Raw genomic sequence first — 19,222 nt, 5'->3', positions numbered from 1 at the left:
AAAATGTCTGAGAAGAAAATGTTATCCATTTGGTTTTTTGTAGGTCTTATGTTGACGGTTCTGGGGTTAATGGTTACCCTCACGGGAGTTAATTATTTGTTTCATCCCCAAAATCAAACACCGGTAACGCTTGTCCATCAACATCTCTGGTGGGGTCTGAGAAATCCAAACCTGTGGTGGGGAGCCATCATGTTGGTCGGGGGGTTGCTTTTTCTGATTCCGGCGTACATTCATTACCGGGCGGAGCGGTAAATAAAGGGTTTTTCATCTTTCGATAGGAAGAGTCTTTTTTTCAGTTCTCCGGTATGGCACGTTAATGTGTTCGTGAAGAAATTTTGAAATCTATTCTTTTCTGCGTTTTTACAGGAGATTAAAGATGGACAGGCGTACATTTTTAAAAGATCTTGCATTCATGGTACCAGCCAGCTGTTCGTATGGGAAAATGGAAAGGAATTCGGCGAAATATCAAAAAAGGGAATTTAAAACTTGAACTGTACAATCTCGAAAATGATGTACAGGAACGTCACAATGTGGCAATCAACACCCGGAGATTGTGCGCGAAATGGAAGCCATTATGAACCGGGAACATCAGGTAGCGGAAAACCCTGCGTTTCGATTAGCCCCGCTGGATTCGCTGAAAAAGCGTGGTTCAGCCGGATCAGGCATTCATTCGCCGATGGCACCCCTAAAAAAATGAAAGTGCAATGCGGAAATTGAGGCGTAGAACCGAGGGCGATCTCTGAAATTCAAAGCGGTCCCAAATCTCGGATTTCTTGATCAGAAAGACGAAAGAGTTTAATTCTCCACGGTTGAGGTGCTGAATATGTTTGGTTGGGAAAAAGAGCGATTCGGAACATTTACCCGAATCCGGTTGATCAATCGAGAAACGAAAGAATTCGTTGCGTTTGTTCCCGGATTTGGGGGGAATGTAAATGAACTCGTCCTCAGAAAAAATGGAAAAACGATCTCGGTTATCGATGGATTTTCTTCCGCTGAGGAAATGATTCAAAATAAGTTTATGAAAAGCGGAAGACTCATTCCGTTTCCGAATCGGATTTTAGACGGCATTTACAAGTTTAATGGAAAAAAGTACCAATTGCCGATTACGGAACCGGCAAGGCAGAATGCCATTCACGGCTTTTTTTACAATCAACCCTTAGAGGAGAAATCGATTCGTTCCCTAAGTGATCGAATCGTGGCGGAGTTGGCCTTTGATTACACCGGCGAGTACCCGGGATACCCTTTCAGGTTTTCCGTTGGACTAACCTACACGCTGACCGAGAATCACGAGTTTATCATTCATTCCCGGGTAAAAAACAGCGGCACTCAACCCCTTCCTTTTGGAGACGGATGGCACCCGTATTTTCGGCTGAACCGGCCACCGGATGAATTGTTCTTGAAACTTCCAGCCAGCAAAAAACTGCGTCTCACGGATCGGATGGTTCCGAACGGGGAAACAGAAATCGACAATCGTTTTACACAGGCTGCCCGGATTGGCACCTCTCAATTGGATACGGTATTTAAATTGCCTGAAACCGAAGGCGTAGCCGCTGCCGATCTGATAGACCCGCAGGAAAACGTGACCCTTCGGGTGTGGCAGGAAACCGGTCCCCGCAAATACAATTTCATGGTGGTTTTTATCCCTCCCAATCGCCGGTCCATTGCAATTGAACCGATGACCTGTGCTACAAACGCGTTTAATAACCATGATGGGTTAATTGTTCTGGAACCGGGTGAGGTTTTTGAAGCCGAGCATGGTGTGAAATGGGTCCAATAGAGGATATTGCGAAGATGCCCGAACAAAAAGAGACGGTATTTTCCCGTGAGATGCGGGATTCATTATCGCAACTTTACGGCACGGCCGAAACAGAGATTGAAAAACAGGTCAGACGCTTTAAAAAAATATTGGACACCTACACCCGGCTCTTTGGGACAGATCGCGTGAGTTTTTACAGTGCACCCGGCCGAACGGAGCTTGGCGGAAATCACACGGATCATAACCATGGAAAAGTACTGGCGGCCAGTGTCAATCTGGATGCCGTAGCGGCTGCAGGGGAGTTTCCCGAAAACAAGATCGTCCTTTTTTCAGACGGTTATCCCGAGGCATTTGTGGTTGATCTTGCCCGGCTGGATCCGATTACGGCCGAACGGGGTACCACCTCTGCCCTCATTCGGGGCATTGCCGCGCGATTTGTGGAGACGGGACACAAGATCGGAGGCTTCCGGGCCGTTGTTTCAAGTGACGTTTTGCCGGGTTCAGGCTTGAGCTCATCGGCAGCCATCGAGGTGCTTATCGGAACCATCCTGAATGAAATGTACAATTCAGGGGAAATTCCACCGGAAAAAATTGCCGCCATGGGGCAGTTTGCTGAAAATGTGTTTTTTGGTAAGCCGTGCGGGCTAATGGATCAAACGGCATCGGCCGTGGGTGGAATTGTAGCCATTGATTTCCAGAATCCGGAAGAGCCGGAAGTGACACGACTGCATTTCGATTTGGATGGCTTCGGGTACAGCCTCTTGCTTGTGAATACGGGAAGCAGTCACGCGGATCTCACGATCGATTACGCAACTATCCCTGAGGAAATGAAGGCCGTTGCCCGTTTTTTTGGAAAGGCCTTTTTAAGGGATGTCTCTGAAGCAGAGGTCTTTTCTCAGGCAGAGATTCTGCGAAAACGGGTGGGTGACCGCGCCCTCTTGCGGGCCTTTCACTTTTTTGCGGAAAATGATCGCGTGACCCGGCAGATTCAAGCGCTGGATTCGGGGGATTTTGGGAAATTTCTAAGGCTTGTAACCGAATCCGGGAATTCATCCTGGAAGTGGTTGCAAAATGTTACCCCGTCCGGAAATCCCGGGGAACAAAGTCTGGCCCTGGCATTGGCCTTGTCGGAGGATTTTATTCAAAAAAGGGGTGAAGGGGCCTGCCGGGTTCACGGCGGGGGATTCGCCGGTACGATTCTGACCTTTTTGCCGCAAAAATGGGTACCGGATTACACCGCCCGAATGGAATCGGTTTTTGGAGAAAATTCGGTTCTAAATGTGTCCATTCGGCCCACAGGAGCCACCCGGGTGTTCTGACTGTCCGCGGCAGAAAATAACACTCCGAAAAAGGACTTGCATATCTTGTTAGAGATTATTAATTTATAATCGGATTTATTTCTTAATAAATCTTCTTTACCTTAAACAAATCCTTGTTTCTGACTCCGAAATCTATTAAAGCAATGGAAAACAAACTCTCTGCTCCTTTTTCTCTTTGAAACAATGGCATAATTTTGTTTTATATGTCCCGTCCGGGGGACATCAAAAAAGGAACATTCGTATGAATTTAAGCATTCCTCTCATTCTCTCAAATCCTGACCTTGCACATATTCTTCAGGAAAAGTTGACCCAATTGGGACACCAGGTGCCTGCGATTTACCAGACCGAACAGGACGCGCTGAAAGGGTTAAAAACGGTTCAATCCGATTTAATCGTTATTTCTGCGCGCTTGATGAGCAAGATAGACGGCATAAAAGCCGCATCTCTGATCAGAAATTTCCACGCGATGCCCATTATTTTTTTGGTATCGGAAAAAAATCTCAAAATTATTGAACAGGCCAAGTGGATCGAACCGATCGCCTTTCTTGCAGAGCCGTTTGAAAAGCGCGCACTGAAATCGGCGATTGAACAAGCTCTTTTTAAACGGAAAATTGAGGAAAATGTCAGGGGGAATCGTGAGTGGTTAACCACAACCCTAAAAAGTATCGGTGATGCGGTAATTGCCACGGATGTAAATGCCTCGGTTATTTTCATGAATGGAACAGCCGAAACCCTGACAGGGTGGTTTGAAACCGAAGCCATTGGCAAACCGATATTTGAGATTTTTAATATTGTAAACGAGATAACCGGCCAGCCGGCGCCGAATCCCATCACACGCGTTTTGAAAGAGGGAATTGTGGAGGGATTGGCCAATCATACCACACTGATTCGCAGAGACGGTGCACGTTTCCCCATCGATGACAGCGGTGCCCCCATTCGGGACGATAAGGGGAACATCCTGGGCGCAGTGCTTGTTTTTCACGATATATCTCAGCGCCGGGAGGCAGAAAAGCGCATTCACCACCTTAATCGCGTTTTGCGTTCCATTCGTGACATCAATCAGTTGATTGTTCGCGCCGAAGATGAAAAAACGGTTCTCGAGCAGGCCTGCAGTATTCTCACCCGCGTCCGGGATTTCCCGTTGGCCTGGATTGGCCGTATTTCTTTAAAAGATCAACGTGTGATTCCTGTAGCAGCCTCTGGAAAAGATACCAGCTATTTAAATGCAATCACTATTCGTTGGGATGATTCGAAGAGTGGCCAGGGGCCCACGGGAATGGCCGTAAAAACACGCAAGCCGTTCGTGATGAGGGACATTTTAAACGATCCGCGTTACAAGCCCTGGCGCAGCGAAGCCCTCAAACGGGGCTACCATTCCAGTGCAGCCTTTCCCATTATAATTGACGACGAGCTCTACGGGGTGCTTAATGTGTACTCAACCCTCCCTGACGGATTCGATTCGGAAGAGGTAGACCTTCTGTCGGAGCTCAGCCGGGATCTGGCCTTCGCCGTTGATTCCCTGCGCAGAAAAAAACGAGAGGCGGATATTAAGCAGGCACTGCGTGAAAGCGAGGAGAAATATCGGAGTATTTTCGAAAATGCACTGGATGCCATTTATATCCAGGATCGTGAAGGACGCTTTCTGGACGTGAATCCAGCAGCGGAAAAGATGTACGGATACCCAAGGGATCATTTCCTCGGCAAGACCCCTGAATTTGTTTCGGCTCCCGGCAAAAATGATCTGACAAAAGTGGCAAAAATGGTGCAACGGGCATTTGAAGGGGAACCCCAGCAATTTGAATTCTGGGGGAAACGAAAAAATGGGGAGATTTTTCCCAAGATTGTCCGCCTAAACAAAGGAAAACACAAAGGCCAGGATGTTGTCGTGGCGTTTGCTCTGGACATTTCGGAACAGAGGAAGGCGCTGGCCGCCCTGGAAGAAAGTGAACTCCGTTTCCGGACGATCTTTCAAACCAGTCCCGATGCGATCAGTATTAATGAATTGAAGAATGGTATTTATCTGGAAATAAATGATCAATTTACACAATTAACCGGTTTCACGCGGGATGAAATTGTGGGCAAACCGATCAAGCATCTGGGAATTTGGGTGTCGGATAAAGAACAAAATGAATTTGTCAGAAAAATAAAAAGGAACGGTGAAGTCCGCAATTACGAAGCCTCTTTCAGGGTGAGAACGGGCGACATTCGCACAGGCTCCCTTTCCGCCCGGCTGGTTGAACTTGACAACCGCTTGTGTGTTATTTCAGTAACCCGTGATATTACCGAAGAAAAGAAGATCAATAAACAGATCCGCCAGCTGGCTTCGGTTATTGAACAGGCCAGTGAGGCCGTTGTCATTACGGATGTGGATGGTAACATCGAGTACGTAAATCCGGCTTTTGAGCGGTTAACCGGCTATTCCCGGGAAGAAGTGGCTGGCAAGAATCCGAATATACTTAAAAGCGGCAAACAAGAAGATGAATTTTATGCCAATTTATGGCGGACAATCACATCAGGCCAAATCTGGCACGGAACATTTATCAATCGAAAAAAGGACGGAAGTCTGTTCTACGAAGATGCCACAATTTTCCCGGTAAAGGATCGGCACGGGCATATCATTAATTATGCCGCGGTTAAACGGGATATTACCAAGGAACGGCAACTGGAAGAACAACTTCATCAATCCCAGAAATTGGAAGCAGTAGGGCAATTGGCGGGAGGGGTGGCGCACGATTTCAATAATCTTCTGACAGCGATTAATGGCTATTCGGAAATGATTTTGATGGATATGGATGAACAGAATCCGATCCGGGATGATGTCGTCGAAATATTAAAGGCGGGGAAACGGGCCGCGGATCTGACCCGTCAATTGCTGGCTTTTAGCCGAAAACAGGTGATTCAACCGCAGATTGTAAATATTAATACCATTATTTCAGATTCTTCGAAAATGCTCCGCCGTTTAATCGGTGAAGATGTTCGTCTGGAAATTGTGCTGGATGAGACGGTCTGCCCGATTGAGGCCGATCCCGGACAGATTGAACAAATTCTGGTAAATTTGGTTTTAAATGCCAGAGATGCCGTTCAGGAAGAATCCATGGTCGGGAAAGAGAAAAAAATCACAATCGAAACAAAAAATCGATTTCTGGATGAGTCTTACGTACAGACGCATGTCGGCAGTTACACCGGGAGACATGTTTTGTTGGCTGTGAGTGATTCGGGAGTCGGAATGGACCGGGAAACGGCCTCCAAGGCTTTTGAGCCGTTTTTTACAACAAAAGGGGTGGGAAAAGGGACCGGCCTTGGGCTTTCTACTGTTTATGGAATTGTCAAACAAAATAATGGGAGTATTTTCGTTTACAGTGAGCCCGGTGAAGGAACGACCTTCAAAATTTATTGGCCGTGTACCAGCAATGAAGTCGCATCTGATGATGCAAATATCCCGGATCAGAATGCCTTGAGGGGAAATGAAACGCTGCTGATTGTTGAGGATGAACCCGAAGTTCGCCATTTTATTCGGCGGGGATTGGAAAAACTGGGATACAAAATTCTGCTGGCAACGAATGGTCAGGATGCTCTGGATCTGGTGAAACGGGAGAATCCCAGGATTGATTTGCTGTTTACCGATGTTATCATGCCTCATATGGACGGAAAAGAATTGTCCGAAGCGTTGCAGAAAATTTACCCTGATCTGAAGATTCTTTTCGCCTCCGGATATACCGACAATCATATTGCTCACCGCGGGGTTTTGGACCCCGGGGTTCACTTCATCGGCAAACCGTATTCCGTTAATCTGGTGGCGTGGACGATCCGGAAACTTTTGGATCAAAAAACTTAATCAATCCAATGGATTTTTGGGAAGGGTTATGCAATAAAAATGCAAAAAATGTCTTGAATTTCTTTTCGTTTTTTGCGTAATTTAGTCGATTGATTGGAATGAATTGAACCTATCCGGCATTTCAGATGATGCTGGCGTTTTCAGAAACGGTCTTAATACTCAGGGAGGTCACATGGGAAAATTGGATTTCATTGAACAGGATTTGGAGGCGTTAAAACAGGCGGGCACCTACATCACCATTCGGACGATCGGGAGTCCTCAGGGGGCGTGGATTGTGGTTGATGGGAAAAAGGTGCTGAATTTATGCTCCAATAATTATCTGGGATTTGCAAATGACCCAAGATTGAGAGATGCGGCTAAAAAGGCCATTGACAGTTATGGTGTGGGGCCGGCGGCTGTTCGAACTATTGCCGGTACAATGGCGCTTCACACCACGCTTGAGGAAAAATTAGCAAAATTTAAAAATGTGGAAGCAGCCATCTCCTTTCAATCGGGATTTAACACCAATCTTGCCACCATTCCCGCTCTGGTCGGAAAGGATGATTTGATTTTTTCCGATGAGCTTAATCACGCCTCCATTATTGACGGATGCCGCCTCTCGCGGGCGAAAATTGTGCGTTACAACCATTGTGATCCCAACTCGCTGAAAGAACAGTTGGAGGCTTACAAAGATCATCCGGGCAAGAAATTGCTGGTCACGGACGGTGTTTTCAGCATGGATGGCGATATTGCTCCTCTGGACAAATTACTGGAAGTAGTCGAACCCTACGGGGTGATCACCATGGTGGACGATGCCCACGGCGAAGGCGTGCTGGGGAATGCCGGCCGCGGTATTGCGGATCACTACGGTCTGCACGGGAAATTGGATATCGAGGTCGGAACCATGTCGAAAGCCTTTGGTGTTGTGGGAGGCTATGTGGCCGGTAAAAAGCTTATCGTCGATTATCTCCATCAAAAAGCCCGGCCTTTCCTGTTTTCCAGCGCCGTTACACCGCCGGATGTAGCTGCCTGTATAGCGGCTGTGGATATCCTGCAGGAATCCGGTGAATTAGTAGAAAAACTGTGGGATAATGCCAACTATTTTAAGGCCAAAATGAGCGATTTTGGCTTCGATCTGGGCTTCAGTCAAACGCCCATTACACCGGTTATGATCGGCGATGAGAAAATGGCCTCTGAATTGAGCAAGCGGTTGTTTGAAGAAGAAAATATTTTTGCCCAATCCATCGCGTTCCCGACGGTACCCAGAGGCAAAGCCCGGATTCGTGTGATGATTTCCGCCAGCCATTCCAGAGACGACCTGGATTACGGCGCCGACAAATTTGCGAAAATTGGCAAGGAACTGGGTGTGATTTAGTGATCGTTGCAGTCCCCGGAAACGGCCGGTTTCCGGGGATTTGGCCTCAGGAATTCGTCGCAAATACTGCAAAATCGCAAAAGGGAAGTACACGTAATGGGTTTGAAATGAAAATGACGAGAAGAAAAAAAGAAGAAATAAAGAAAGAGATAAAAGATATCCTTTCTGCCGAAAAGGAGGTAGAAAGGATTATTATATTCGGCTCATTCTTGAATTCTGAAAACCCTAATGATATTGATATTGCTATTTTTCAAAATAGTCAAAAATCCTATCTAAGTCTGGCTTTAAAATATCGGAAATTAATGCGAATGATTGCGAAGAAAATTTCTTTAGATGTTATTCCTATTCGATCAGAACCCCTTAAAAGTTCATTTCTCTCAGAAATCGAGGGTGGAGAACTGATTTATGAAAGAAGAAAGTAGACTATGGTTGAAGTATTCCGAAGAGAATTTTGAATCAGCAAAAATATTACTAAATAGCAAGCTTTTTAATCCGTGTCTTCAGAATGTTCAACAATGTGTTGAAAAAGCACTGAAAGCACTTTTAATTCAGAAAACCTTAAAATTCAAAAAGACGCACAGTATTTTTGAGTTAAGGAATTTATTGGCGAAAGAGGAAATTGAGATTAATATTTCAGATGAGGAATGCGAATTTTTGGATTCAATTTATCTCCCATCAAAATATCCTCTTGGTAGTGCTCTGCCTTACTACGAACCGGATTTGGAGATTTGTGAGAAAGCCGTTTTAATTGCTGAGAAAGCACTCAATTTTGTAAAAAATATCTTGAAATAAGTGAATTGTTTTGAATAAAGAAGCAGACATTTTTAAAAAGGCCCCTATTTTTGGAAATCAGTTGAATTCATCGCTTGCGGAGGCGGAAGCCTTTACGCGAGACCTTGCGGTGACCCACTACGAAAATTTTATTGTCGGGTCAATTTTTCTTCCAAAGGAAAAACGGCAGCACATTTACAATATTTATGCGTTTGCACGCATTGGGGATGATCTGGCAGATGAAATTACGGACACGGACGAAAGCCTTGAGGCTCTTGAAGCCTATGAACATCAGTTAGAAGCCTGCTACAATGGACATGTCCGGACGCCTGTTTTTGCGGCGCTTTCCCGAACCATACGTGAGTTTAACATTCCCATTGAGACCTTTCAGCGGTTGCTGGCCGCATTCAAACAGGACCGGGTTAAAAATCGGTATGACACGTTTGACGAGGTTCTGGCCTATTGCCGAAATTCGGCCAATCCCATTGGTGAATTATTTCTGTACATTTTTGGCTACAATGACCCGTCGCTTTTGCCCTATTCGGATGCCATTTGTACAGCGCTGCAATTAACCAATTTCTGGCAGGATGTGAGTCGCGATGCAGCCAAAAATAGGATTTACATCCCCCTTGAGGACCTTGAGAGATTCGGTGTTTCGGAAAAGGATATTTTTCTAAAACATTTTTCTGAGAATTTTCGTACATTGGTGCAGTTTGAAGTCGATCGAACGCGAAAAATATTTGAAAAAGGCAAGAAATTAGTCCATCTTTTACAGAAAGATATTTTGCTGGATATTTGTCTTTTTATGGCCGGAGGCGAAGCTATTCTGAATAAAATTGAAAAACAGAATTATGATGTACTGAATAAACGCCCGGCTCTTTCCAAAAAAGAACAAGGACGCCTATTTTTAAGGGAATGGTGGCGTGTGAAGCGAGGGAAAAATGGCTGTAAATCCTGATCTGCTGGCGGAATTTCGAACCAGGCGGAAAATCTCTTTAAAAGATGCGTACGCATACTGCAAGAACCTGACCAAAAATCACGCTAAGAATTTTTATTACGCCTTTCTCTTCCTGCCACAGGAAAAACGCCTGGCTATTTATGCGGTTTATGCCTTTTGTCGTTACAGCGACGATCTGGCCGACGACGACCGCATTACAAACCGACGGGAGCTTTTTAAGAAATGGCGGCGTTCTTTGAATCACTGTTACCATGGGGAGGTTTACCACCCCATTTTGGTCGCCTTGCAGGATGTGGTCAAAAAGTTCAGCATTCCAAAATCCTATTTTGATGAACTCATCGACGGAATGGAAATGGACTTGTCTATTACCCGGTACGAAACCTTCGATGATCTTTACCAGTACGCGTACCGGGCAGCCTCGATTGTAGGACTCATTTCAATTGAAATTTTTGGCTACAAAAATGAACGCACCCGCGAATATGCCAAAAACCTGGGCATTGCTCTTCAACTCACCAACATTATGCGCGATGTAAAGGAAGATGCACAAAGGGGGCGAATTTATCTTCCGAAAGAAGACCTGGAGCGGTTTAAGGTTTCGGAAAAGGATTTGTTTGACGGCCAGTATCTGCCTTCATTTATTCGGTTGATGGAATACGAAGCCGCGCGGGCTGTTTATTTCTACGAACGGGCTGCGGAATTGATTCCTCCGGAGGATCGTAGTTTGCTTGCCACAGCCGAAATCATGAAAAATATTTATTTCCGGATTTTGCAGGAAATGGCCAAGGCCGGTTTTGATGTGTTTCGAACCGACCCCCGCATTTCCAAGCTCCAAAAGATTGGAATTGCTCTGAAAACCTGGTTTAAGATTAAACTGGGTCGAAAATAGTGGCAAAACGGGTGGCCATTGTCGGCGGGGGACTGGCCGGTCTCTCTGCAGCTGTTCACCTTCAGGCAAAAGGGGATGCCGTTACCCTGTTCGAAAAACGACCCTTTCTCGGCGGGCGCCTGTTTTCCTTTCAACATCCTCAAACGGGCTGGACCATCGACAACGGACCCCACCTGCTCATTGGTGCCTACCACTCAACCCGGCGATTCCTGAAAACCATCGGTTCCGCTTCCCATATTGACTTCCAACCCTTTTTAAAGACCGTTATGTTTAGTCCCCAATTCGGACGGGCCACCCTGCGGTCGTTTCCAATGTGGGGAAAACTCCACCTTGCTGCAGGATTATTCCGGTTTAAATGGCTGTCCCCAAAGGATAAGCTCCGAATTGCAGCCGCTTTCCTAAAGCTGCAACAATTAAAAGAAACACCCGATTTGGATTCTGTTACGGTTTTTGAGTGGTTAACCCGGAACAAACAGACGCAGGCGTCAATCCGCTATTTTTGGGAGATTTTGTGTCTGGCAACTCTGAACGCTTCCCCTAAGGTCGTCAGTTTTTTACCGTTTTTTCGCGTATTGAAGCGTGCTTTTTTGTCTGAGCAGCAGAATTCACGGCTTGGATTTGTGACGGCCCGTTTTGAAGATACCTTTGGAGCGCCCGCTGAGACCTATTTGAAAAATAAGGGGGTTCGGATTTACACATACGAGCCGATTGTGGGGATCCGCCTGAGGAATGACCGGGCGGTCGCATTGCGGCTAAAAAATACCTCTTTCCGCGAGTTTGACCATCTCGTCCTTGCCGTTCCGCCCGACGGTCTGAAGAAATGGCTTCCCCGGCCCATATTGAGTCGTATTCTTCCAAAAGAAATCCTGTTTACCCCGATTGTGAGTGTTTATTTTTACCTGAAGGAACCCCTTTTTTCGGAGAAATTTCTGGCGTTTGTGGGAGGAACCAGTCAGTGGATTTTCAACATGAATGCCATCCAGAGGGACATCTCGTGGGAAGGCTACGGGTTTAGCGTAACCATTAGCGGTGCGGAGAAGGAAATCCGTTTAAGCAAAGAAGAACTGATATCGAAAATTACGGACGATTTCAGGAAATTGCGCCCCGATTTTAACCCGGATGCCATTCTGCACGTTGTGGTCGTGAAAGAGAACCGGGCCACTGCCTTGTGTTACCCCGGACTGGATGCCATGCGGCCGTATCCGAAAACGCCGATTGAAAATATGGTTTTGGCAGGCGGGTGGACAAGAACCGGTCTTCCGGATACGATTGAAAGTGCGGTTTTGAGTGGCGAGCGGGCGGCAGAAATCATTGCCAGCAAGGATTAATTTTCCGTAAAAAAACACCTCTGTTTTTTTAGTGGTCACAATAATCAGGACGTAAGATAGTAAAGAGAATCTATATCAATTGCTATAGATATGCTATAGTCATTGAAAATTAACGGAGTTATAAGTAAATTTATGTTAAAAAAAAGACTTGACTTTTATTGAGAAAAGATTTAAGTTTTTTAGGATTTGTTTGCATGATTTACCTAAAAATAAAAGCGCATGAACCAACAAAAGTGAACCCCATGTGATCAAAAGGAGGTAACATTGAAAGTCGGAATTCCAAAGGAAATAGTGAAGGGTGAGACGCGGGTCGCCGTTATCCCTTCCATGATTTCCGTATTGACGAAAAATCAGCATGAGGTTTTTGTACAGGCGGGGGCGGGAGAAGGAGCGTTTTTTTCGGATGAAGATTATACGTCAGCAGGTGCTGTCATTGTAAAGGATCCGGAAGAGCTCTACCAGTCGGTCGATTTGTTGTTCAAGATTCAACCGCCGAAGGAGCATCCGGTGACGGGAAAACATGAAGCGGAAATGTTAAAAGAAGGAGCGGCTTTTATTGGGTTTCTATCCCCGGTATACAATCAGGAGGCCATTCGGAAACTGGCCGCGCGCAAAATCACGGCGTTTGCGATGGAGTTTGTACCGCGGATTTCCCGGGCCCAGAACATGGACGCCTTAAGTTCGATGGCCACAATTGCGGGCTACAAGTCGGTCTTAATTGCGGCCAACCAATTGGGAAAGATGTTTCCACTGATGATGACCGCTGCAGGGACCATTCCCCCGGCCACGATTCTGGTTTTGGGCGTAGGGGTGGCGGGTCTTCAGGCCATTGCGACGGCCAAAAGATTAGGTGCTAAAGTGGAGGCATTTGATCCCCGGCCGGCCGTTCGGGAGCAGGTCGAAAGTCTGGGAGCCCAATTTGTCCAAATGGAGGTTTTGGAAGATGTTGAAACGAAAGACGGCTATGCCAAGGAACAGCCGGAAGAATTTTTAAAGAGAGAGCAGGAGGTTATTGGCCAGAGATTTCCCAGGGTGGACGCCGTCATTACAACGGCGCAAATATTTGGCAAGAAAGCTCCCCTGCTGATTACGGAAGAAATGGTGAAAAAATTACCGGCAGGTTCTGTGATCGTTGATCTGGCTGCCGAACAGGGTGGAAATTGTGCGTTGACCGAGCCCGGAAAAATGGTGGAAAAACACAATGTGTTTATCTACGGAGCCGTCAATTTACCGGCTACGGTTCCCATTCATGCCAGCCAGATGTATTCGAAGAATGTGACCAATTTGTTCCAGCATCTTTACAAGGATCCTGAGGCAGGCCTTAATTTTGAGGATGAAATTACCAAGGGAGCCTGCATCACGTTTAATGGTGAAATTGTCAACGATTTTGTTAAGAATTTATTAGAATCCGGAGGTAAGAAATAATGGGCGCATCACTTGTCACATCGCTGACTATTTTTGTGTTAGCCATTTTTGTGGGATTTGAGGTGATTACGAAGGTTCCGCCGCTTTTGCACACTCCCCTCATGTCCGGTTCCAATGCGATTTCGGGTATTACCCTGGTGGGTTCACTCATCAGTGCCGGAGCGGGTATGACGGCACTTAGCACCGGTTTGGGTACATTGGCGGTTATTTTTGCTACCATCAATGTGGTCGGCGGATTCAAGGTAACCGACCGGATGCTTGAGATGTTTAAGCAGGATAAGAAGAAAAAGAAATAGTCTTCCTCGAAATGGTTCAGGTGTACTCGTTCGATAATTATGGAACGTTAACTTGAGAATAAATAAGGGAACTTAACTATGGAAACGATAACTAATCTGGTCTACCTGTTGGCTGCTGTATTTTTTATTCTTGGATTGAAGCTGCTCAGCTCACCTAAAACAGCCCGCCGAGGAAACCAGTTAGCTTTAGTGGGCATGTTGCTTGCCATTATCATGACGCTATTTGATAAACAAATTATTGATTTTACATATATTATTATCGGTTTAGTTGTGGGAACGGCCATCGGGCTTTACTGGGCGAAAGTCGTAAAAATGACCCAGATGCCTCAGATGGTGGCCATGTTTAATGGATTTGGAGGCGGGGCCTCCGCATTAGTGGCGTTTTCCGAATACTCCAGAATGGCCGGAGAGCCCCGAATCGATATTGCCATTGCATTGATTCTGAGTTTGTTTGTAGGGACGATAACCTTTTTTGGCAGTCTTATTGCCTATGCAAAATTACAGGGCATTATGCGGGGTGCCCCCATTGTTTACAAAATGCAGCAGGTGGTCAATGCTCTGATTTTAATCGCCATTATTGTCTTGTCTGTTTTTATCATGCTGAACTGGAGTCTGTGGGGGTTGCTCCTGGCCATTGTGATCCTATCCGCCTTTTTGGGTGTCCTGGGTGTTATTCCGATTGGCGGAGCGGATATGCCCGTTATTATTTCACTCCTCAACTCGTATTCAGGGTTGGCAGCGGCTTTTACCGGGTTTGCCCTTCAGAATAATGTACTAATTGTTGCCGGTGCTCTGGTAGGGGCTTCCGGAATCATCTTATCAGACCTCATGTGTAAAGCCATGAACCGTTCGTTGACCAATGTTTTATTTGCGGCTGTTGGCAGCGAGGGAGGCGGCGGCGCAGTGGGCGGTGAACAAAAAACGGTGACCCGCTATACAGCCGAAGATGGCGCCGTTATTCTGGATCGTGCCCAGTCTGTTATCATTGTTCCCGGTTACGGTTTGGCTGTGGCTCAGGCGCAGCACGTTCTTGCGGAACTGGCCCAAATTCTGATCGATCGCGGTAAAAAAGTGCGTTTCGCCATTCACCCGGTCGCCGGCCGCATGCCGGGACACATGAACGTGCTTCTGGCGGAAGCCAATGTTCCTTACGAGCTTTTGGTGGAGATGGAGGAAATCAACGACGATTTTCAGAACACGGATGTGGCGCTCGTGATTGGAGCCAATGATGTGATCAACCCTGTGGCGCGTTATAAAAAGGATAGCCCTCTGTACGGGATGCCCATTCTGAATGTGGACCAGGCGCAAACCGTTATGATTATCAAACGAAGCCTGTCTCCGGGATTCGCCGGGGAGGACAACCCGCTGTTTTACGAGGAAAAGACCATGATGCTTTTTGGTGACGCCAAAAAGATGGTTACCGAGCTCGTTCAAGTGATGAAGGAATAGCAAAAAACACCCCTTATTAGTTTTCAAAAAGCCACGTGACTCATTGAGGACGTGGCTTTTTTTATGAAGGGGAAGAGGTGTGTGTCTGAAAAGCCGAATCCGAATTCAAAAATTACTTTAAGGATGCCTGAGTCTGATCGAAAAAGATGTTATCCTCGACTGCGCCAGATAAATTTCTTGATCTGGAATAAAAAATCTTGCGGGTGTCAGGTAATTTCTGTATATTAAAAATAAGAATGATTCTGATCAATTCAACCCTTTTGCTCCCCAAAATAGCACAACATTGAAAGTCGGAGTGAGTTTGTCAGGGGATGTAATCAAACTTTAAAAATTTTACAGGAGGTTCACATGATTGATAAAAAAGTGCAGGAAGCAATTAACGAGCAAATTAAATTAGAACTGGAATCGGCCTATTTGTACTATGCCATGGCGGCTCATTTGCATGAAACCGGATTTGACGGAATGGCCAACTGGATGAAAATTCAGACCCAGGAAGAATTAGCACACGCCGCAAAATTCTTCGACTTTATCCACGAACGGGATGGCCAGGTTGATCTTAAAGACCTATCCAAGCCCCGGAAAAATTGGGAAACTCCGCTGGATATTTTTAGGGCGGCCTATAAGCACGAACAGTTTATTACCGGAAAAATCAATCAGCTTTACAAAATTGCCCAGGAAGAAAATGATTATCCGGCTGTGGTATTACTGCAATGGTTTATAAACGAACAGGTGGAAGAAGAAGCGACGGCTTCCAAAATTGTTCAGGATCTGGAACGATTGGGCGATTCCGGGCATGGTCTCTTTATGATGGACCGGGAACTGGGAACCCGGGTGTTTACCCCTCCGGCTGCCGAGTAAAAATAGGATTTCTCATGTCAAATGAGGAGGATTCCGGCGCTTATAGGTCTGAATCCATGAAAGATTCTGACCGGACTGTGTTAGGGTTTTAATTGGAGGCGCCGCGGATTTTGTCTTCCTTTGCCACATAAGAAACTTCTTCTTGAATTTTTTGAATTATTGTATTAGATTATTTAATGAATTGAATATTCGAAAGTTGTAAAAAATAAATGAATGATAAATTCCCTTTTAGATCGGGGAAACGACTCTTGGTTTAATGACAACTGATTTTAGAAGACTCGAGGGTGTTCTCAAACGGGTGGACCGCCCGGGTCGGTATATTGGACATGAATTCAACAGCGTAATGAAGGATGAAAATGCTGTTGATGTACGTGTGGGGCTTGTTTTTCCCGACGTCTACGAATTGGGAATGTCCTACGAAGGTTTCCAGATTTTATACCACATTTTGAATCAAATGCCCTCAGTCTGGGCGGAGCGCGCCTTTTCGCCATGGCCCGATTTTGAGCTATTTTTAAGAAAAGAAGGGATTCCCCTCTTTTCGCAGGAATCGAAATCAACACTTTGTTCTTTTGACATCATCGCTTTTACGATGCAATATGAGCTTCATGCAACCAATCTGGTTAATGCGCTGGATCTGGCCGGCATCCCTGTGTTTTCCGGGGAAAGGAAAGATTCTGACCCGCTCATAATTGCAGGCGGACCCTGCGTGTATAATCCCGAACCCCTTGCGGATTTTGTGGATGCCTTTGTAATCGGGGATGGGGAAGAAGTAGCGGTCGAGCTGGTGGACGTGTACAGGGAGGCTAAGCGGTCTCGGGAAAAACGGGAGGATATTCTAAGACGATGGGCGGATATTCAAGGGATTTACGTACCACGATTTTATAAAGATTTTTATGATGAAAAGGGGGTGTTTAAGGCACTGATGCCTGTTCTAAAGAAAATCCCAAAAAAAATTCACGCCCAAATTCTTCCGCAACTCCGTGCCAGCCATTACCCCGAAAAACCGGTGGTTCCTCTTATTCGAACCACGCATGACCGACTTACGGTAGAAGTTATGCGAGGATGTACCCGGGGATGTCGGTTCTGCAATGCGGGGTACATCTACCGTCCCACACGGGAGCGGCCCTATCCGGAAATTGTGAACGCCATTCAAAAAGCCCTGGATGCAACCGGTTACGACGAGGTGTCGCTTGTTTCGCTTTCCACCTCTGATTATTCGGACCTGGGGGCACTCTGGTTCACGCTGAAAAAGGAACTGGCCAGGAGGCACGTTTCCCTGTCGCTGCCCTCCTTGCGCCCGGAAACGATCACGCCGGAGCTTTTACAATCCCTGAGTGCCGAAAAAAAGAGCGGTCTGACCCTTGCGCCGGAGGCAGGAACGGATCGCCTGCGCCGTGTTATCAATAAATTTATGCTTGAAGAGGACATTCTCAGGGCCGTCGAAACGGCTTTCCAACAGGGCTGGCGGATGGTGAAGCTCTATTTTATGATCGGACTTCCCACGGAAACAACAGCCGACCTGGATGGAATTGTGGATCTGACAAACAAAATCTTGAAAATCGGAAAGCGTTTCGGTTCCGCAGGCGTTCGGATCTCAATTTCGCCATTTTCGCCAAAGCCGCATACGCCATTCCAGTGGGTGGCCCAGAACTCCGTCGAGGAGTTCGAGGAAAAAATCCGGTATCTGAAACAGAATCTTCCCAGACGAAATGTGCGCGTCAGTTACCGAAATCCCCGCGTTTCATTGTTGGAAGACGTGCTGTCCAGAGGCGACCGCAGACTCGGAAGGGTCATTTACCAGGCCTGGAAAAACGGCGCTACCTTTGATGCCTGGACGGATCAGTTTAAGTGGGAAGCCTGGCAAAAAGCATTTCAGGAAACAGGTATCGATCCGCAGCACTACACGCGGGAACGAAATCCCGATGAGGCGCTTCCTTGGGATCACATTACCCGGGGGATTAGCCGGAAATATTTGCAGCAGGAGTATGACCGGGCTTTTTCAGGAGCTATTACGGCCGATTGCAAATACGCCCTTTGCAATCTTTGTGGATTAATGAATCTCCCCGGCTGCCGGGAAGTTTTGAAACGGGGGACAAAAGAGAAGGCATCTACTTCCGAGGAAATTCTTATTGCCCGTACACGCCATCCCATCTACCATTGGAAGGATAGGATCCCCGCGGAAGAATCGTTTGATGCGATCCAGACAGCTTGGGATGCGCCCGCTGACGATCCGCATTGGTATCGCCTGGCCTATCAAAAATTGGGACTGGTTCGGTTTTTGGGGCACCTGGATTTGATGACTGTCATACAGCGCGCCTTTCGCCGCTTGAAGGTACCGCTGGTATTTTCGCAGGGATTTTCGCCTCACCCTAAAATTTCGCCCGGTCCGCCGCTTTCGCTGGGTTTCGAAAGTCTGGCCGAATATCTGGACGTTCAATTGTACGGTGAAGATTTCAGGGATTTGCCGGAACGGCTGAATGCCATTTTGCCCGAAGGACTTGCTTTTACAGCAATCCGAAAGCTTTCCGGAAAGACAGAGCCTATTTCATCTATTTTGACGGATGCTGCCTATCGTGTGCAATTGCCGGAAGATCCGGCAGGAGCGGAGCCCGATATAAAGGCATTTTTGGAGCGGTCTGCTATCTCCATCGTTCGGATTCGCAAGGGAAAGAAGAAAACCCTCGATATCCGGCCGCTTGTAACGGCTCTGGAATACCGGGCGAAGGAGCGCACGCTCCTGATTCAAACAAAGTTTGTCAGCGGGCAAACCGTAAAATTGCAGGAGATTTTTTCCGTCCTGTTTCCGGATCAGCCCGAGTTATTTTTGGAATCGACCGTTCTGCGGACGGGTGTCTGGGCCGTTCGGAATGGAGAACGATTGACTCCGATGGAGGTGTGAGCGCATTTGGGCAGTGGTTCTTTGGAAAAAGGATTGTGAAGAGAGACGCTTTTAAACCAGAATTTATAACATGAGCGGTCACCATTTT

General features: G+C 46.6%; 15 protein-coding genes. All 15 read left to right on the top strand.

Translation table 11 applies throughout. The features are described 5' to 3' along the window. Positions 1–3: 3 nt before the first annotated feature. Positions 4–252, top strand: a complete 249-nt coding sequence (locus GXO76_13330; GenBank protein ID NOY78839.1) for a hypothetical protein — start codon at positions 4–6, stop codon at positions 250–252. Positions 253–823: 571 nt separating this feature from the next. Further along, positions 824–1,777 (top strand): hypothetical protein, encoded by a 954-nt coding sequence (locus tag GXO76_13325; GenBank protein NOY78838.1) that lies wholly within the window; start codon positions 824–826, stop codon positions 1,775–1,777. A gap of 14 nt (positions 1,778–1,791) precedes the next feature. Beyond that, positions 1,792–3,075, top strand: coding sequence for a galactokinase (locus GXO76_13320; GenBank protein NOY78837.1), 1,284 nt, complete (start codon positions 1,792–1,794; stop codon positions 3,073–3,075). A 241-nt stretch (positions 3,076–3,316) separates the two neighbouring features. Beyond that, entirely contained in the window at positions 3,317–6,910 is a 3,594-nt protein-coding gene (locus GXO76_13315; protein ID NOY78836.1) for a PAS domain S-box protein, read from the top strand. A gap of 172 nt (positions 6,911–7,082) precedes the next feature. After that, positions 7,083–8,264 (top strand): glycine C-acetyltransferase, encoded by a 1,182-nt coding sequence (locus GXO76_13310; protein ID NOY78835.1) that lies wholly within the window; start codon positions 7,083–7,085, stop codon positions 8,262–8,264. Positions 8,265–8,371: 107 nt separating this feature from the next. Next, positions 8,372–8,686, top strand: a complete 315-nt coding sequence (locus tag GXO76_13305; protein NOY78834.1) for a nucleotidyltransferase domain-containing protein — start codon at positions 8,372–8,374, stop codon at positions 8,684–8,686. Then, positions 8,670–9,056 carry a HEPN domain-containing protein gene (locus GXO76_13300; GenBank protein ID NOY78833.1) on the top strand — a complete coding sequence of 129 codons (387 nt, stop codon included), beginning with the start codon at positions 8,670–8,672 and terminating at the stop codon, positions 9,054–9,056. The genes GXO76_13305 and GXO76_13300 overlap by 17 nt, the downstream gene beginning before the upstream one ends. A 46-nt stretch (positions 9,057–9,102) precedes the next feature. Next, entirely contained in the window at positions 9,103–9,993 is an 891-nt protein-coding gene (gene hpnC, locus GXO76_13295; GenBank protein NOY78832.1) for a squalene synthase HpnC, read from the top strand. Then, a complete protein-coding gene (gene hpnD, locus GXO76_13290) occupies positions 9,977–10,879 on the top strand; it encodes a presqualene diphosphate synthase HpnD (protein ID NOY78831.1) in 903 nt (300 codons plus the stop codon). Before hpnC ends, hpnD begins: the two co-directional genes overlap by 17 nt. Continuing rightward, a complete protein-coding gene (locus tag GXO76_13285; protein NOY78830.1) occupies positions 10,879–12,207 on the top strand; it encodes an FAD-dependent oxidoreductase in 1,329 nt (442 codons plus the stop codon). The genes hpnD and GXO76_13285 overlap by 1 nt, the downstream gene beginning before the upstream one ends. Before the next feature lie 264 nt (positions 12,208–12,471). Continuing rightward, on the top strand, positions 12,472–13,632 hold the full coding sequence (locus GXO76_13280) for a Re/Si-specific NAD(P)(+) transhydrogenase subunit alpha (protein ID NOY78829.1): 1,161 nt from the start codon (positions 12,472–12,474) through the stop codon (positions 13,630–13,632). Then, entirely contained in the window at positions 13,632–13,928 is a 297-nt protein-coding gene (locus GXO76_13275; GenBank protein NOY78828.1) for an NAD(P) transhydrogenase subunit alpha, read from the top strand. Before GXO76_13280 ends, GXO76_13275 begins: the two co-directional genes overlap by 1 nt. Before the next feature lie 78 nt (positions 13,929–14,006). Then, a complete protein-coding gene (locus GXO76_13270; protein NOY78827.1) occupies positions 14,007–15,377 on the top strand; it encodes an NAD(P)(+) transhydrogenase (Re/Si-specific) subunit beta in 1,371 nt (456 codons plus the stop codon). A gap of 348 nt (positions 15,378–15,725) precedes the next feature. After that, on the top strand, positions 15,726–16,235 hold the full coding sequence (locus GXO76_13265) for a ferritin (protein NOY78826.1): 510 nt from the start codon (positions 15,726–15,728) through the stop codon (positions 16,233–16,235). 256 nt (positions 16,236–16,491) lie between these two features. Beyond that, positions 16,492–19,134: a TIGR03960 family B12-binding radical SAM protein gene (locus GXO76_13260; GenBank protein ID NOY78825.1), complete on the top strand. Its 2,643-nt coding sequence runs from the start codon at positions 16,492–16,494 to the stop codon at positions 19,132–19,134. The last annotated feature ends 88 nt before the right edge of the window (positions 19,135–19,222 follow it).

Source organism: Calditrichota bacterium, assembly GCA_013151735.1.
GTDB lineage: Bacteria > Zhuqueibacterota > JdFR-76 > JdFR-76 > BMS3Abin05 > BMS3Abin05.
The sequence above is the reverse complement of the archived record's forward strand: the minus strand, read 5'-3'. Positions and strand labels throughout refer to the sequence as shown.

What these genes read in the sequence shown, in the direction of transcription:
- GXO76_13320 (NOY78837.1), top strand. Translation starts at nt 1,792, where the DNA reads ATGCCCGAACAAAAAGAGACGGTATTTTCCCGTGAGATGCGGGATTCA.
- GXO76_13315 (NOY78836.1), top strand. Translation starts at nt 3,317, where the DNA reads ATGAATTTAAGCATTCCTCTCATTCTCTCAAATCCTGACCTTGCACAT.
- GXO76_13260 (NOY78825.1), top strand. Translation starts at nt 16,492, where the DNA reads ATGACAACTGATTTTAGAAGACTCGAGGGTGTTCTCAAACGGGTGGAC.
- GXO76_13310 (NOY78835.1), top strand. Translation starts at nt 7,083, where the DNA reads ATGGGAAAATTGGATTTCATTGAACAGGATTTGGAGGCGTTAAAACAG.
- GXO76_13275 (NOY78828.1), top strand. Translation starts at nt 13,632, where the DNA reads ATGGGCGCATCACTTGTCACATCGCTGACTATTTTTGTGTTAGCCATT.
- GXO76_13265 (NOY78826.1), top strand. Translation starts at nt 15,726, where the DNA reads ATGATTGATAAAAAAGTGCAGGAAGCAATTAACGAGCAAATTAAATTA.
- GXO76_13330 (NOY78839.1), top strand. Translation starts at nt 4, where the DNA reads ATGTCTGAGAAGAAAATGTTATCCATTTGGTTTTTTGTAGGTCTTATG.
- GXO76_13305 (NOY78834.1), top strand. Translation starts at nt 8,372, where the DNA reads ATGAAAATGACGAGAAGAAAAAAAGAAGAAATAAAGAAAGAGATAAAA.
- GXO76_13270 (NOY78827.1), top strand. Translation starts at nt 14,007, where the DNA reads ATGGAAACGATAACTAATCTGGTCTACCTGTTGGCTGCTGTATTTTTT.
- GXO76_13300 (NOY78833.1), top strand. Translation starts at nt 8,670, where the DNA reads ATGAAAGAAGAAAGTAGACTATGGTTGAAGTATTCCGAAGAGAATTTT.
- GXO76_13325 (NOY78838.1), top strand. Translation starts at nt 824, where the DNA reads ATGTTTGGTTGGGAAAAAGAGCGATTCGGAACATTTACCCGAATCCGG.
- hpnD (NOY78831.1), top strand. Translation starts at nt 9,977, where the DNA reads ATGGCTGTAAATCCTGATCTGCTGGCGGAATTTCGAACCAGGCGGAAA.